Source organism: Nonomuraea sp. NPDC049750, from assembly GCF_040659625.1.
Classification (GTDB): domain Bacteria; phylum Actinomycetota; class Actinomycetes; order Streptosporangiales; family Streptosporangiaceae; genus Nonomuraea.
The window spans coordinates 198,470-212,896 of the sequence record NZ_JBFANB010000002.1 but is presented as its reverse complement, the minus strand read 5'-3'; the positions used below and the strand labels follow the sequence as shown (position 1 = coordinate 212,896).

Here is a 14,427-nt window from a genome sequence, read left to right as displayed (position 1 = left end):
CCGGCCGATCGGCCGGCCGGCCCCGCCCCCCATCAATGGAGCGATCACATGAAGATCAACAGGACCACGCAGCTGCTCGCCGCTGCGGTGCTCGGTGTCGCGCTCGCCGGCGTCGGCGTGGCCGGTCCCGCGCTGGCGGACGACGACCCTGACAACGGCATCGACGTGTCGGTGACGATCGAGCCCAACACCACTCCCGGTCAGGTGTCCATGACCGTCGCCGACAACGGCGGAGTGTCCCTGAAGGAGGACGGGTCCAACGCCACCGCCCGTCAGTTCGTCGGCACCCTGCCGACGGTCACGGTGACCGACACCCGCCGGCCCGAGGAGATCCCCGCCGGTGAGTTCTGGGCGGTCGTCGGCCAGGCCAGCGAGTTCACTGCGACGAGCGGTTCGGTGCCGCCCATCGGCCCGCAGTACCTGGGCTGGCGGCCGCGCATGCTGAGCGACTCCTCCTCCGGGGCGGTGGCGGCCGGTGAGCCCGTCTCCAGCGTCATCTCAGACGGCTCGGGCGCGCCCACCGTCGGTCTGAAGGGGCAGGAGCTGCTGGTGTCGACGGCGAACTCCGCCGACGAGATCGGCACCTGGCAGGTCAACGCCGGCCTCGCGCTGCGCACTCCCGCCGACGTCGCCGCCGGCGAGTACCACTCGACTCTGACGCTCTCCCTCTTCAACCAGTCCTGAACCGAAGGCAGGACGCCATCGCCCGCTGTGGGCGTCCGGGACCTGCGCCTCCTGGCGCAGGTCCCGGACGCCCACGATGAGACTGGAGACACCTCTGTTGACCACAAGCCGTTCGCGAGGCGCCCTCGCCCGCCTCGCCGTCTTACCCGCTGTCGGCGTTGCCCTGCTGGTCGCCGTCCTGGTCACCACGGTCGCGTTCGCGACCCCGTCCGACGCCGACACCACCTGGTCGGCCGTTCCGGCCAACGCCGACGGTCCTGACGGCCGCAGCGTCATCGACCTCGAACTCGCCGGCGGGCAGCAGGTGGTCGAGCATGTGGCGGTCATCAACCGCTCCACTCAGCCGGTCGACTTCGCGATCGACGCCAACGACGGCTACCTGACCTCCAAGGGCTACTTCGACATGCGGCCCTCGGACGCGAAACCGACCGACGGCGGCTCCTGGATAGCGGTTCCCGAGAAGGTGACCATCGCCGCCGGGGCCACCTCCGTAGTGCCGGTGACAGTGTCGATCCCCCAGAACGCGACGCCGGGCGATCACCCCGCAGGTGTGACCGCGTCCCTGGAGACCGTCTCCGGCCAGGTACGGGTCCAGAACCGGGTGGGCGTCCGCCTGAACATCCGCGTCACCGGTGACTATGCGGCCAAGGTGGCAGTAACCGACGTGCAAGCCGAGTACACGGGATCGTGGAATCCCTTCGCCGCCGGATCCGTCGAGGTGACCTACACCGTGGCCAACGTCGGCAACGTGCGGCTGGTCGCGGACAACCGGGTCCTGACGTCCACGTTCGTAGGCGAGAACAACTGGAGTGACCCGTCCGCGGCCAAGGCCAGGGAGCTCATGCCGGGCGGCAGCCGCACGTTCGTCGCACGAGTGCCCGGCGCCTGGCCGCTGGGTCCCATCGGCACGACGGTCACGGTGATCCCCTCGCCCGCGGGCAAGCCGATCCCGGGCGTCACCGCCCAGCGGATGGCGATCGACACCACGGTCTGGGCCCTGCCGTGGCCGCAGCTCGCCCTCCTCGTCCTCCTTGTCCTCGCCCCTTTCGCCATCCGGCTGGGCGCCGCCTGGCGCCGCAAGCGCATCGAGAAGCTGATCACGCTCCACAGCAAAGGCACGCCTCAGGAGGCGTGAGCGCCATCGACATCCGCCCTCAGGAGGTGGCGACCATCAACCGACCCAGGCAACCGGCCCCCGCACAGGGTGCAACGTGGGCCCATGTGCTCGCCCTCGCCCTCGCGTTCGCGCTCGGCGCGATCGTCGCCGGCGGTGTGGTGTTCGCGCTGACCCGGCCGAACTCGATTGAGCGGATGGCGGACCGGCTCCGTACCGAGTCCGCCCTCCGGGACAAGACGCAGATCAAGACCCTGACGGAGCTGGCCCGCACCACGCGGGCCCGGCTCGTCCCCGTGCTCGACGGGCTGGGCCGGGCCATGCCCGGCGACGGAGTCGCGGGGCCTGTTGCGGTGACCGCCGCCGACGTCGGGAACTGGCAGAAGGCGGCCACCGCGGCCGCCGGCGGCTTCGCCGACCCGCCGTCCGGTGAGACCGCCACCAACGTGGCGCGGTCGAGTCTCGCCTCCGCCGTACGGCAGATCGCCACGACCGTCGACACCTACGCGGCCGCGCGGGGTTTGACAGGACCGGCCCGCGCCGCCGCCATGGATCTGGCCGTACGGCAACGCGCCGACGCGCTCTTCACCTGGTCGATCGGAGCCACCGCTCTCGACGCCGTGAACATCGACGCGGGCTACGGCCACCAGCATGTGTTCCTACCGACATCACCCGGCGAAGGGGCGCTCACCCCCGACACCGAACCCGAGGGGAGTCACGACTCGTGAACAAGGTACCGGCATACGTCCTCACCGTCCTGCTGGCCGGGCTCATGCTGGTGCTCGGCGCACCGGCGGCCTCCGCCCACGGCGGGCCGATCAATCTGGAGGTGACGGGAGACGGCGCCGACAACGTCAACGTGCTGGTCACCTACAAAAAGGACGGCCATCCCGTAACGGAGATCGTCGAGGCCACGCTGAAGGCGACCTCGGCAGACGGCCGTTCCTTCGGGCCGGTGCCGCTCAGGTCGGCGCCCGAGGGCCAGAACCTCTACCACTCCGCCGAGCCGCTGCCGAGCGGCGAGTGGCGGGTCACCGTGACCGCGACCGAGCCCTCCAAGGCGAAAGCGACGGTGAAGGTGAAGGCGGGCGTTATCGCCGCCCCACCCGTGGCGGCGACCGCCCCCGCAACGGGCCAGGCGACGGCGCCCGCGCGGAACAAGGCCGCCGCGCCGGCGACCGTGATGGACGACCAAGGTGCGATGGGGACTCCTCTCAAGATCGGCATCATCGTCCTCGTGGCGCTCGTCGCCCTCGCGGCCTGGATCGCCCTCGCCTGGCGGCACCGCATGGGCGTCCGGCGCTGAATTCGGCCGGCCAGGGATTGACGAATACAACAGGAGGGCGCAACCGACCAGGACCTCGCCGGGGCCGGAGAGTTGGGCTGAGCAACCTCGTTCCCACCCCTGGCGCGGCCCTTGTCACCGGTTACGCGCAGAACTTCTGGATAGGCGCTCAGCCTCGGTTCCAGGTCCACTTCTGGTTGTTGCCGCCCCAGCAGGGGTAGAGCTGGAGTCGAGTGCCCTTACCGGTGCCGTTGTTGGCCGCGTCCAGGCACCAGCCCTGATCCCACCCTTCGCATCAGCCGTGTCAAAGCCACTGCCCGCGCTGCTCGTGAGCGGCAGCGAGGATGAGGTAGGCGCTGGCCGTCCAGGTGTAGGCGCGGTCGCGCAGGCCCTCGCCGGTGGGCGCATCAAAGTTCTCCGCGAAACCGGACTGCTCGCACAGCCGCCGGAAGCGGGCGCTGATCTCGTCGGCCAGGCCGGCGTGCACCGCATCGACGGACGCGTCCGGCAGGGGCATCGTCTCGGCGCTACCCGGCAGGGCATGGATGGCCCGCAGCGCGCGGCGCAGATCGCCAGCATCGCTGGGTCGGCTCGACCGCGACGACGTCGGCGTGACTTGGATGGTGCTCTCCTGTCGTGGCTGGCCGGACCTGCCTGGATGGTCGCGTGCCTTCATGCGCGTGCTGGAAGGCGCGAACGTGTCGTTGTAGGTGGTTCGGTCGCCGACACTGCGACTGCCGATAATTACACCTGTCCAGGTCATGGCCATGTGGAGGCTTCGCGTAGCGTGCGCGAGCTCCGGCCACCAGGAGAGGCAGTTGGCGTAGTGCCAGTGCCTGATGCAGCCGGTGCTGGTTGTAGTGGCGCTCGTACCCGGCCAGAATCTGTCGCAGGTGCCGCTCACCATGGACCAGAAGGCGATCGAGGCATTCGCGCCGGAGCGTGCCGACGAACCGCTCTGCGAACGCGTTCGCTAGTGGCGAGCGCGCCGCGTTTCGATCTCCATGACGAACAACACGTACAGGCGCTTGAGGAACACCGTATCGACGTGGAGAAAGTCGCCGTACCCGGCCCGCGCCGGGCCGCCCGCCATGCCGTCAGGGTCAGTTCGATCAACACCCACCGGGCATCGGACAAGTCGGCGCGCCGAGAAGCCATGTGAAGATCAACGACCGAACCGCCGCCCCGATACGGACAGATCATGACGCAAGAAGATCAGATGCTCTCTTAGCGGCATACTTCCGATATACCGCCGATCTCTAAGATCTGGCGACATGAAAATTATGCGAACAGCGGCCATCGTCGGCGCCCTGGGCCTGGCCCTCTCACTCTCGGCCACTCCAGCCTCGGCTTCCTCCGTCCTCAGCGGACGCTGCAGCAAGGGCGACTTCCAACTCGCGGCGTCAGTCACGTACGGCAACGCCGGAGGCCAGCACTTCTTCACGAAGCTCACCTGGAAGATCGTCGGCGACGTTGGCAGCAACAACGACGTCTACTTCGAGTTCTGGAAGAAAGGCAGCCCGGACAGCCTGCTCAAGGTCTTCAAGATGAACGACGTCTCGAAGTCCGGCTCCATGAACATCTCGTTTCGCAGGCCGCTCGGGGACGCGGTCTACGTGCACGGCGGAACCGTCTTCGACACGAAGTACGCCACCGACCCGGTCTGCAAGTACCTCACCCGCACAATCTAAGCTTGACTCTGTCGGGAATCTTGGGAATCGTCGGCGAGTCACGGTGAATGACGGGTTGGCCACCGACAGACTTTCGGGCCGTGAAGTCGATCACTACTTCCCCGAGGTGGTCTGTGTCCCTTCGTCCCCGTTCCGGTGAGCAGGTTCCGGCTTTGACCGCGCAGGTCGCGCGGGCGAGCAATCCGGGCGGTACGACGGCTATGTGGGTGAGAGACCTGCTGGATGAGCTGTGGTGCGACGAAGACTTCGCCGACTGGTACCCGCGCGATGGGCGCCCCCGGTGTCTCGCCCGCTCAGCTTGCCACCGTCAGTGTGCTGCAGTTCCTGCTCGATCTGTCGGACCGGCAGGCTGCCGAGGCGGTCCGCTGCCGCATCGACTTCAAATACGCCCTGGCCTTGGAGCTGGACGATCCCGGCTTCCACCACAGCGTGATAGCTGACTTCCGTGACCGTCTCGCCCAGGGCGATCGCGCCGACCGCCTCCTGGACCTCGCGCTGGCCCGTCTCAAAGATGCCGGGCTCGTGCGCGAGCGCACCACGCAGCGTACCGACTCCACCCACGTGCTGGCTTCGGTACGCGATCTGACCCGGCTGGAGTTGATCACCGAGGCGGTACGGGCAGCTCTGGAAGAACTCGCCGGTATTGCCCCGCACCTGCTGGCCAGACCATCAGCGCCTACGGGCCGGGAGACACTGCGGAAACGACCCCAACGCCGTCACCGTCCGCATCTACCAGCAGGAGAAGGCCGCAATCGGCAGCTTCGACCTCGCCGTCCGCTGAGGCCAAACTGGAGGCGGCCCTCGGGGTGATCGGCCCGGTCCCCGCGCGGAGGCGGGGACCGGGCCACATCCCATAGGACCAGCGCTTGAACTGCCGCGGGGTGTGTCTCCGTCGAATTCCTGCCGGTGCAGTGCCGTACTCGCAGGAGTCCCGATTCGATCGCTTCTGCGGTTGGTCGAGTCCGGCGCTGTGGCCCGTGGATGGCCACGGACCACAGCATGGCCAGGGCGACGGTGGTGGCTTCTGCGAGCGAAGGACTGGGATCAGGGCCGCGTGTCCGGGTGGAGGGCTCGGGCGCACAGCGTGAGCGTTTCCGCGAGTGTCGTGCGGGCCGGGTCGTCGATCTCGGCGAGCATGATGGCTTCGATGCTGTCGAGGGAGCGGTCGCATCGCTGGAGGGTGTTCAGGCCTTTTGGGGTAAGGCGGGTGCGCAGAGCGCGGCCGCCACGGGGATGCGGGTCGCGGCGGATCAGGCCGCGTTGTTCGAGATCGCGGATGACCAGGTTCATCGCCTGCGGGGTGACGAAGGCGATGCGGGCCAGGTCGGCCGAGGATGGGGCGTCGCGCAGGCGCAGCTCGCTGAGCGCCATGTATCCGGTGGTCGTCATGCCGTGCCGGGCGAGCGCTTCATCCAGGCAGGCGCGGATGCGGCGTTCCAGCCGGAACACCAGGTAGCTCACACGGGGCGGCGGTGCGTCGGGCGCGGCGGCCGCGGGGACACCCGGATCGGTCACCAGGAGACGATATCGCGCCCCGTCAGAACGGGCTCCAATGTAAGTTTCCCAGAACGTTATCAAGGACCTTGATAACAAGTTACTTGATAGCCAGGGGAAACAGCTCCCTGCCAGATGAACTGGCGGACATGCACACCCAGCGTGCATTGACGGTGGATTGTGGCTCTTCTATTTTCCAGCAACCGATGTCAATACGCGGCGGACCGGTCCGCGGCGCGCCGCGGCTATGGAGAGGAGGAGCACGAATGACACGATTGACCACGGTGCTGGCTCGTGCCTGCGCCGCGGCGCTCTTTGCCGTCATGACCGTGGTACTCGGATCGCCGGCCGTCGCCGCCACCCTGGTGGAGGTGACCAGCTTCGGCAACAACCCGGGCAACATGCGGATGCACGTCTATGTGCCGGACTCGCACCCGGCCTCGCCGGCGATCGTGGTGGCGATGCATGGCTGCGGCGGCTCCGGTCCCGGCTTCTACCAGGGCAGTGAGTTCGCCTCGCTGGCGGATCGATATGGCTTCATCGTCATCTACCCGACCGCCACCCAGTCGGCAGGGTTCGGCAACTGCTTCGACACCTGGTCGGACGCGGCCAAGCGGCGCGGCGGCGGCAGCGATCCGGTCTCGATCATCTCAATGATCGACTATGTCGAGCGGACCTATCAGGGAGACCCGAACCGTGTCTACGCCACTGGAAGCTCGTCCGGCGGCATGATGACCCAGCACATGCTCGCCGTCTACCCGGACGTGTTCAAGGCAGGGGCCTCCTTCATGGGTGTGCCGTTCAACTGCTTCGCCGGCGCCTCCGACTACCCGCCCGGAAGCAGCAGGTGCACCGGCGGGAGCATGGACCGAACACCCCAGCAGTGGGGCGATGCGGTCCGCCAGGCGTACCCGGGATATTCCGGCCCCCGCCCGCGCATGCAGCTGTGGCACGGCACCAGCGACACCCTCGTGCCCTACTCGCTGCTGCGAGAGTCGACCGAGCAGTGGACCAATGTGTTCGGGCTGAGCCAGACCCCGACCAGCACCGACACCCCGCAGGCAAACTGGAACCGCAGCCGATACGCCAATCTGTCCGGCACCGCGCAGGTGGAGGCGTACAGCATCCAGGGCGCCGGGCATACTCTTCCGCAGAGCGGTATGGGACTCTACGCCATCGAGTTCTTCGGCTTGACCACCAGTCCGACCGACACCACGCCGCCGACCACGCCAGGCACCCCGGTCGCGTCCAACGTGACCGCCGCCAGTGCCACGCTGATCTGGACCGCGTCCACCGACCAGGGCGGCTCCGGCTTGGCCGGCTACAACGTCTACCGGGAGCAGGGCACCAACGACCCGCAGCTTGGCCAGTCCACCACCACCTCGATCACCCTGACCGGGCTGAGTGCCAACACCCAATACCAGGTGTACGTACGGGCGCGTGACGGCGCGGGCAACCTGTCGGGCAACTCCGCGCCGGCCACCTTCACCACGGCCGCCACCGGAGGCGACACCACACCGCCGACCGCCCCGCCCGGGCTCACCGCCTCGGACACCAGCACAACCGGCACCAGCCTGACCTGGACGGCCTCCACTGACGACACCGGTGTAACCGGCTATGACATCCTGCGCGCTACCGGCGCGATGGGCGGCACATTCACCCAGGTCGGCACCTCGGCCACGACCTCGTTCACCGACACGGGCCTGACTGCGAACACCACCTACCGCTACCAGGTCCGGGCGCGCGACGCCGCTGGTAACGTCTCACCGGTCTCCAACACTGTCCAGATCACCACTCAGGGAGGCACGACCGGTGCCTGCTCGGCGACCCCGGCCGTGCAGTCCCAGTGGGGGAACGGGTATGTGATCCAGCCGCTGACCATCACCAACACCAGCACCTCGACGATCACCAGCTGGACCGTCACCTTCACCCTGCCGGCCGGGCACACCCTTACCGGCTCGTGGAACGCCACCATCACCACCAGCGGCCAGACCGTCACGGCCAGAAGTCTCAGCCACAACGGCACGCTCGCGCCGGGAGCCAGCACCACCAGCTTCGGCTTCCAAGCGAGCAGGCCCGACGGCAACGCCGCCCTGCCGTCCGGCTACACCTGCGCCTGACCGTCAGCGCGCTTCCCTGATCACGGCCCCGTCATTGACAGGTGGGACCGGGCCGTGATCAAGGGATCCGCGCCGCGGGAGAACCGGCTGCGGACCGCCATCGTGCGGTCATCGAGCAGGCCACCAGACGCGTCCACGTGCTCGGCACCACCGCTCACCCCACCGGAAACTGGGTCACACAGGCGATCAAGAACCTGGTGATGGACCTGGACGATGCGGGCTGCCGGGCACGCTTTCTGCTCCGCGATCGGGATGGGAAGTTCCCGGCGCTCATGGACGAGATTCTCGCCGAGGCCGGCATCAAGACGGTGCTCACAGGTATCCGAATGCCGCGGATGAACTCGCTCATGGAGCGATGGGTCCAATCGTGCCGCCCCGAGCTTCTCGACCGCTGCCTCGCATGGAACGAAAGCCACCTGCGGCACGCCCTGCGCGAGTACGAACACTTCTACAACCGGCACCGAGCCCACCAAGCCCTAAACCAAGCGGCTCCGCTGCGTCCCGCCCCGAACCCGATCACCGATCCCGGACGAATCATCGACCTGAACATACGCCGACGAGACCGGCTCGGCGGCGTCCTCCACGAATACTCACATGCCGCTTGACCTACATGGATGAAATTTTCGGCAGGCGCAGAGTCGGCGGTGTTGGTGAACGTCCAGGCGAACCCGGACGCCGCGAGCCTGCCCGCGCCGGACACGCCGTGGTGCGACTCCCGCGCCTGGCTTGTGCGCGGATGATCCACTGACCTCGGCATGCGCCGCTCGCACCCGTCCCCGGCCGGACGGGATCAGGCGGGCGGGTCGGCGTAGACGTCGTGCAGCATGCCGGTGGCCTGGCCGACCTCGATGAGGTGCCCGTCCGGGTCGCGCATGTAGCAGCGGATCTCGGCCTTGCGGTCGATCGGCTCGGTGAGGAACCGGGCGCCGAGCGACGTCGCGTGCGTGTGGAAGGCGGCGATGTCAGCGACGCGGACGTTCATGAACGCGGTCACCGGGTCGCCGGGCTCGGGCGCCCGCAGCGTGACGTCCGGTTTGTCCGGGGTGGGGCCGCCGCCGGGGTTCATGATGATCCACGTGTTGGCAACCTTCACGATCGCCGGGTTCTCTTCAAGGACGACCTCGCCGCCCAGGACGTCCGCGTAGAACGCGCGCGAGCGGGCCACGTCCCGGACAGTCAGAAAGTGCGTGACTACGAGCCCCTCGACGGGCACGGGCAGCTGTTCGCGGTCGACCATGCTCATCCCCTCACAGGTTGTGGTGCGCTTAGTGCGCCCAGCGGGCGGGGTCGGCTCCAGGGCGTCCCGATCCCAGTGGGCGACCTCGGCAGCGGCCTCGCTGCAAGGCGTCACGGGTCTCGTACGAGTCGGCCACGCGCAGCGCGACCAGACCTGCCGCCCCATCGCCGTCCCCCTCGGCCGGATCGGTCGTACGCCGTTCTCGCGCAAGGGGGTCATACCCGGCCGGATGGGGGTTAGTCAGGCAACGAACGTCATACCTCCACCGGCCCCGCTCGACACCGACTTTCGGAAGGTCGAAGGCGCGCACGCGCCCGTCAAAGGTGCGCACCTCCACCTCGCCAGGCCGAAGCTGGTGACCCTCGGTGGCCGGTCCCTATAGGACGCCATCTTTTTTGGCCGTACATGCGTGCACGGCAACTCGGATAACCGACAAGACCGCAGCCGTCCGCGATTCTCACCAGGGCCTGGCCGTCGCCTCTGCGTGAGGCGGCGAAAGACCGTTGTCCGCGGTACATGCGATCCCAGATCAGCGACGGCTTCGGCCCTGCGTTGCGCTGGGCAGTGGGTACGCGGTTATGCCTGCCCAGTAAGCCAAGCGTGCGTCGCAGATCCGCCGACGCCTGGGCGCTGACACGTCAGGGGGCGCTGCCGGCGTGGCGGGATGCGGGGTAGCTGCGCAAGCCCGTCAGGGCGGCAATCAGGTCGGGCAGGGAGGTGGGCTGAGCGCCATGTAAGCATCTCCCGGGAAAGCGTGAACCGTGAGGAGAGGGGCCGCGTTCCGCGGCCCCTCGGGCCGAGCTACTGGTAGTCGATCTCCTCGGCGATCCACAGGTGCTCCCGGAGCTGGGTGGCCGCCTGGTCGCGGTCGGAGCACTCCTGTGGTCGCCTTCGCCAGCCGGCCGTCGGCCAGGTAGACCCGCTCCTCGCGGGCGAGCCGTTCGCCTCCCTCTTTACATGCGACGGCCCTATGTTTTTGCAGGTCACAGCGTTTTCATACAAGATTCGGGACTCGCGTGTTGCCAGCCGCATCGCGGTTCAACCCCACTGTCGAACCTGGGCAACCTAGGCGGGGAAGACGCCGCCGCAACGACACCATCACCGAACGCCGCGCCGACCCGCAGGTTCGGGCGAGCGTCAAGTACCGGCGGCCGATCCGGTGCCCGAGCGGGCTTCCACCACGTGAGCCGACTTCCTGCGCTCGCAAGCCGACGCCATGCTGGCCTGCGATTTCATCGAGACCGTCACGCTCAGCGGCCAGCGCCAGTGGTATCCAGGCCGTACTCACCGGCATCCGGATGCCGCGAATGAACTCGATCATGGAGCGATGGATGCAGTCCTGCCGCCCCGCTGCGTCCCGTCCCCGATCCGATCACAGATCCCGAGCGGATCATCGACCTGAAAATACGCCGGCGAGACCGGCTCGCCGGCATCCTCCACGATTACTCATATGCCGCTTGACCTGCATGGATGTAATTTTCAGCAGGCGCACCGTCACTATCTCTGCTCCGGAGTCAGGCCGTGTCGGGTCCGGTCCCCGATCCAGGCCGCTTCGAGGATCGCGGTCAGGCTGGCGCCGTCGGTCGGGCCTGGATGGTTCTGGATCAATCGGGTGACGCCACTGGCCATCTCCGCGAAGCGCGGGAGGTCGGCGCGTGCCACGCCGATGTCCGCCAAGGTGGTAGGGATGCCGATGTCGGCAAGGAGCCCGTCGAGCCAGGTGAGGAACGTATCTGCGGCCTCGGCATCCGAGGCATCGGTCACGTTGAGCCCGCACACCCCGGCGAGGATGGCCAACCGGTCGCCGATGGCATCCCTGGCCGCGTCCAGCGCGTAGGGCAGCAGCAGCCCGACGCCCAGGCCGTGCGGCGTGTGGGTGGCTGCGCCGATGGGGTATTGGAGGGCGTGCGGAGCCGCGTTGCCTGCGTGGGAGAATGCGAGCCCGGCTAGCATGGACCCATAGGACATGTCCGCGCGCGCGTCCTTGTCGCCTCCGTCCCTGACGACATGGGGCAAGCTGCGGGCGATCCGCTCCGCGGCCAGGAGCGCGTAGTGATCGGTGATCGGGTTGCGGCCGAGGAAGACCTGCTCCACCGGGTCGCGCGGTCCGTGGGCCCGGGGTCGCGCGGTGTAGCTCTCCACCGCGTGACAAAACGCGTCGATGCCGGAGTGGGCAGTGACGGTCGCAGGGCAGGTGTAGGTGAGCTCGGGGTCGACGATGGCGAAGTCGGGCACGATGTGGACGCTGGAGACCCCCACCTTCAGCTCGCGGTCCGGGTCGGTCAACACCGAGACGGGCGTGAGCTCGGAGCCGGTGCCTGACGTCGTCGGGACCGCGACGAGAGGAATCGTCGGCCCCGGCACCTTCGACTCGCCGTAGAAGTCGCGCGGCGTCCCACCGTGGCGCCGGATGACGCCGACGATTTTGGCGAGGTCGATCACCGTGCCACCCCCGATGGCGAGGATTACGTCGGCGTCCACCTCTGCGGCGACCGAGACGGCCAGGGCGACATCGGCGAGTGGCACGTCCGGAGTCGCGTCGGCAAACACCCCGACGACTTCGACCTTCTCCCGCACGGCGGCCACGATCTCGGCCACGCCCGGCTGCCCCAGAAGAACCCGGTCGGTCACGATGAGGACTCGCGAGCCACACTCGGCCACCACTCGTGGGATGTTCTGCGCGACCCCTTCGCCCACTATCAGCTGGCGTGGTCCGCGGACGGTCTCAAGCATGTCAGTGCCTCTCTGGAACGTCGGCGGAGATTTGCTGGGCGGACGTCCAGGTCACCTGCGAGACTGGGACGGCGTCGGCAAGGTCGGCTGCCGGGTGGCGCAGGCGCGCGCCAGGCTCCCAGACTCGGTCGTGCCCGGGCGCTCTCGGGTCCATCGCGATGAGGCCGAAAGGGTTGATCGCCCCATCCACCGCCGCGGCCGCGTCTGTGGCGCGCATACCGGCGGAGTCGACGGCGTCCCCGGGTGCCAGCGGATTCGTGCCGACCATGGCCCGGGTCCCGCCCCACGGGTGGAGGCGGGTCAGGTCATGTGTGCACAGGGCGCGGTGATCCTCGGCGGGCACCCGGAGCAGCAGGCCGGTCACGGTAGGTCGATCGCCGCGTAGGTGACGTCGAGGTACTCAAGGATGCCCTCGTGCGATCCCTCCTTGCCGATCCCGGACTGCTTCACGCCTCCGAACGGAGCTGACGGGTCCGAGATCAGACCACGGTTGATGCCGACCATCCCCGTCTCTAGCCCCTCGGTGAACCGGAGCGCCCGCTGGAGGTCACGGGTGAAGACGTATCCGACCAGGCCGTGCTCGGTGTCGTTGGCCTTCGCCATTACCTCGTCGTCGGACGTGAACGAGATGATCGGCGCCACCGGGCCGAAGATTTCCGCCTCCAGCATCCGCGCGTCTTCGGGCACGTCGACGAGGACCGTAGGCGGGTAGAAGTGGCCCGGCCCATCCGGACGTTCGCCGCCCACCAAGACACGGGCGCCGCGATTGACCGCGTCGGCGACGAGCTCGTCGATCTTGGTGACCGAGGCCTCGTCGATCAACGCCCCGACGTCCACGCCGTCGTCGAGACCATGGCCCACCGAGAGCGCGCCCATCCGCTTGGCGAAGCGCGCCGTGAACTCCTCGCGCACCGGCTCCTCGACGTAGATTCGGTTGGCCGCGATGCAGGACTCCCCGATGTTGCGCATCTTGGCCACCATGGCACCGTCGAGCGCGACGTCCAGGTCCGCGTCGGCACACACGATCAAGGCCGCGTTGCCGCCCAGTTCCATGGAGGTGCGCAGCACGTTGTCCGCCGCCTGTCGTAGCAGCACGCGCCCGACCTCGGTCGACCCGGTGAACGAAAGCTTGCGGGTCCGACGGTCGGCTAGCAGTGCTGAGACCACCTCGCCGGCACGCTTGGTTGTCACGACGTTGACGACGCCCGGGGGAACGCCGACCTCCTCCATGATGCGGGCCAGGAACAGCATGGTGAGTGGCGTCTGGGCTGCTGGCTTGGTGATCGTCGTGCAGCCCGCCGCCAGCGCAGGAGCGATCTTGCGGGCACCCATGGCCAACGGAAAGTTCCAGGGCGTCACGAAGACGCACGGTCCGACCGGCTTCGGCACGGTGAGGATGCGATATCCACCAGCGGGAGCGGTGTTGTAGCGCCCCTCGACGCGCACCGCCTCCTCGGCGAACCAACGGAAGAACTCGGCGCCGTAGGCCACCTCTCCCCGGGCCTCGGCGAGCGGCTTGCCCATCTCGAGCGTTATCAGCCGAGCGACCTCCTCGGATCGCTCGGTCAGTGCCCGGTACGTCGCGGTCAACAACTCTGACCGTTTTCGCGGCGGGGTCGCCGCCCACTCCGCCATTGCCTTGCTCGCCACGTCCAGAGCGGCGAGCCCGTCAACGACGTCGGCGTCCGCCACCTCGGCGATGGTCTTGCCGGTGGCCGGGTCCTCGACGACAAAGGTGGCTCCGCTGGCGGCGTCGCGCCAGGCGTCGCCAATCCGGAGCCGCCGGTGCTCGGGGGCCAGGACGTTCATCGGGTCACTCATTGCGTCGCCTCCTGTGATGTTCTTGGTGATGTCCAGCGTGACCTCAGCGATCGCGCCACGCGCGTTGACGAACGGGTCACACGACCTCGTCGGGGTCGAGGTTGCCGAGCGGGTCGAACGTGGCCTTGGCCCTGGCCGCAGGGCGACGCCCCGCGCCACCGATCGCCTTCTCGGGCCATGGCTGCCTCAGCGTCGTCAGGCCGTGCTCACCGGTGACGGTCCGCCGAGGCTCGATTGCCACGTGCGGG

Annotated in this window: 16 protein-coding genes and 1 pseudogene; 8 read left to right on the top strand and 9 right to left on the bottom strand. The window is 68.2% G+C overall.

Going from position 1 to position 14,427, the window contains the following annotated elements:
* The first annotated feature begins 48 nt into the window (after positions 1-48).
* The 4 genes from AB0J16_RS06255 (at position 49) to AB0J16_RS06240 (ending at position 3,104) form a co-directional block, all read left to right on the top strand.
* Complete coding sequence (locus AB0J16_RS06255) at positions 49-684, top strand: hypothetical protein (protein WP_358535237.1); 636 nt, start codon at positions 49-51, stop codon at positions 682-684.
* A 97-nt stretch (positions 685-781) separates the two neighbouring features.
* Complete coding sequence (locus AB0J16_RS06250) at positions 782-1,819, top strand: DUF916 domain-containing protein (protein ID WP_358535235.1); 1,038 nt, start codon at positions 782-784, stop codon at positions 1,817-1,819.
* Positions 1,816-2,526 carry a hypothetical protein gene (locus AB0J16_RS06245; RefSeq protein ID WP_358535233.1) on the top strand — a complete coding sequence of 237 codons (711 nt, stop codon included), beginning with the start codon at positions 1,816-1,818 and terminating at the stop codon, positions 2,524-2,526. Before AB0J16_RS06250 ends, AB0J16_RS06245 begins: the two co-directional genes overlap by 4 nt.
* Entirely contained in the window at positions 2,523-3,104 is a 582-nt protein-coding gene (locus tag AB0J16_RS06240; RefSeq protein WP_358535231.1) for a hypothetical protein, read from the top strand. The genes AB0J16_RS06245 and AB0J16_RS06240 overlap by 4 nt, the downstream gene beginning before the upstream one ends.
* A 148-nt stretch (positions 3,105-3,252) precedes the next feature.
* On the opposite strand, the gene AB0J16_RS06235 is transcribed toward AB0J16_RS06240, so the two are convergent.
* The 3 genes and pseudogenes from AB0J16_RS06235 to AB0J16_RS06225 all read right to left on the bottom strand — a co-directional run.
* Complete coding sequence (locus tag AB0J16_RS06235; protein ID WP_358536131.1) at positions 3,253-3,351, bottom strand: hypothetical protein; 99 nt, start codon at positions 3,349-3,351, stop codon at positions 3,253-3,255.
* A gap of 36 nt (positions 3,352-3,387) precedes the next feature.
* Positions 3,388-3,852 (bottom strand): hypothetical protein, encoded by a 465-nt coding sequence (locus AB0J16_RS06230; RefSeq protein WP_358535229.1) that lies wholly within the window; start codon positions 3,850-3,852, stop codon positions 3,388-3,390.
* A 118-nt stretch (positions 3,853-3,970) separates the two neighbouring features.
* A pseudogene (locus tag AB0J16_RS06225) lies at positions 3,971-4,015 on the bottom strand (hypothetical protein); the annotation flags it as partial.
* Between the two features lie 342 nt (positions 4,016-4,357).
* On the opposite strand from AB0J16_RS06225, the gene AB0J16_RS06220 reads away from it, so the two are divergent.
* Both AB0J16_RS06220 and AB0J16_RS06215 read left to right on the top strand, forming a co-directional pair.
* On the top strand, positions 4,358-4,774 hold the full coding sequence (locus AB0J16_RS06220) for a hypothetical protein (RefSeq protein ID WP_358535227.1): 417 nt from the start codon (positions 4,358-4,360) through the stop codon (positions 4,772-4,774).
* A 222-nt stretch (positions 4,775-4,996) separates the two neighbouring features.
* A complete protein-coding gene (locus tag AB0J16_RS06215) occupies positions 4,997-5,584 on the top strand; it encodes a transposase (protein WP_358535225.1) in 588 nt (195 codons plus the stop codon).
* Positions 5,585-5,818: 234 nt separating this feature from the next.
* Here AB0J16_RS06215 and AB0J16_RS06210 read toward each other — a convergent pair whose 3' ends face one another.
* The gene (locus AB0J16_RS06210) at positions 5,819-6,289 is read right to left on the bottom strand and encodes a MarR family transcriptional regulator (RefSeq protein WP_358535223.1); all 471 of its coding nucleotides are present in this window, start codon (positions 6,287-6,289) and stop codon (positions 5,819-5,821) included.
* A 245-nt stretch (positions 6,290-6,534) separates the two neighbouring features.
* Here AB0J16_RS06210 and AB0J16_RS06205 point away from each other — a divergent pair, with 245 nt between their 5' ends.
* Both AB0J16_RS06205 and AB0J16_RS06200 read left to right on the top strand, forming a co-directional pair.
* On the top strand, positions 6,535-8,388 hold the full coding sequence (locus AB0J16_RS06205) for a PHB depolymerase family esterase (protein WP_358535221.1): 1,854 nt from the start codon (positions 6,535-6,537) through the stop codon (positions 8,386-8,388).
* A 137-nt stretch (positions 8,389-8,525) separates the two neighbouring features.
* Positions 8,526-8,993 carry an integrase core domain-containing protein gene (locus AB0J16_RS06200; RefSeq protein WP_358535219.1) on the top strand — a complete coding sequence of 156 codons (468 nt, stop codon included), beginning with the start codon at positions 8,526-8,528 and terminating at the stop codon, positions 8,991-8,993.
* 185 nt (positions 8,994-9,178) lie between these two features.
* Here the strand turns inward: AB0J16_RS06200 and AB0J16_RS06195 are convergent, their stop codons facing one another.
* The 5 genes from AB0J16_RS06195 to AB0J16_RS06175 form a co-directional block, all read right to left on the bottom strand.
* Positions 9,179-9,631, bottom strand: coding sequence for a VOC family protein (locus AB0J16_RS06195; RefSeq protein WP_358535217.1), 453 nt, complete (start codon positions 9,629-9,631; stop codon positions 9,179-9,181).
* Positions 9,632-11,122: 1,491 nt separating this feature from the next.
* Positions 11,123-12,358, bottom strand: coding sequence for an iron-containing alcohol dehydrogenase (locus AB0J16_RS06190; RefSeq protein ID WP_358535215.1), 1,236 nt, complete (start codon positions 12,356-12,358; stop codon positions 11,123-11,125).
* 1 nt (position 12,359) lies between these two features.
* Complete coding sequence (locus tag AB0J16_RS06185; protein WP_358535213.1) at positions 12,360-12,722, bottom strand: hypothetical protein; 363 nt, start codon at positions 12,720-12,722, stop codon at positions 12,360-12,362.
* Positions 12,719-14,179 carry an NAD-dependent succinate-semialdehyde dehydrogenase gene (locus AB0J16_RS06180; protein WP_358535211.1) on the bottom strand — a complete coding sequence of 487 codons (1,461 nt, stop codon included), beginning with the start codon at positions 14,177-14,179 and terminating at the stop codon, positions 12,719-12,721. Before AB0J16_RS06180 ends, AB0J16_RS06185 begins: the two co-directional genes overlap by 4 nt.
* A gap of 76 nt (positions 14,180-14,255) precedes the next feature.
* Positions 14,256-14,420: an FAD-linked oxidase C-terminal domain-containing protein gene (locus AB0J16_RS06175; RefSeq protein ID WP_358535209.1), complete on the bottom strand. Its 165-nt coding sequence runs from the start codon at positions 14,418-14,420 to the stop codon at positions 14,256-14,258.
* Positions 14,421-14,427: the final 7 nt, after the last annotated feature.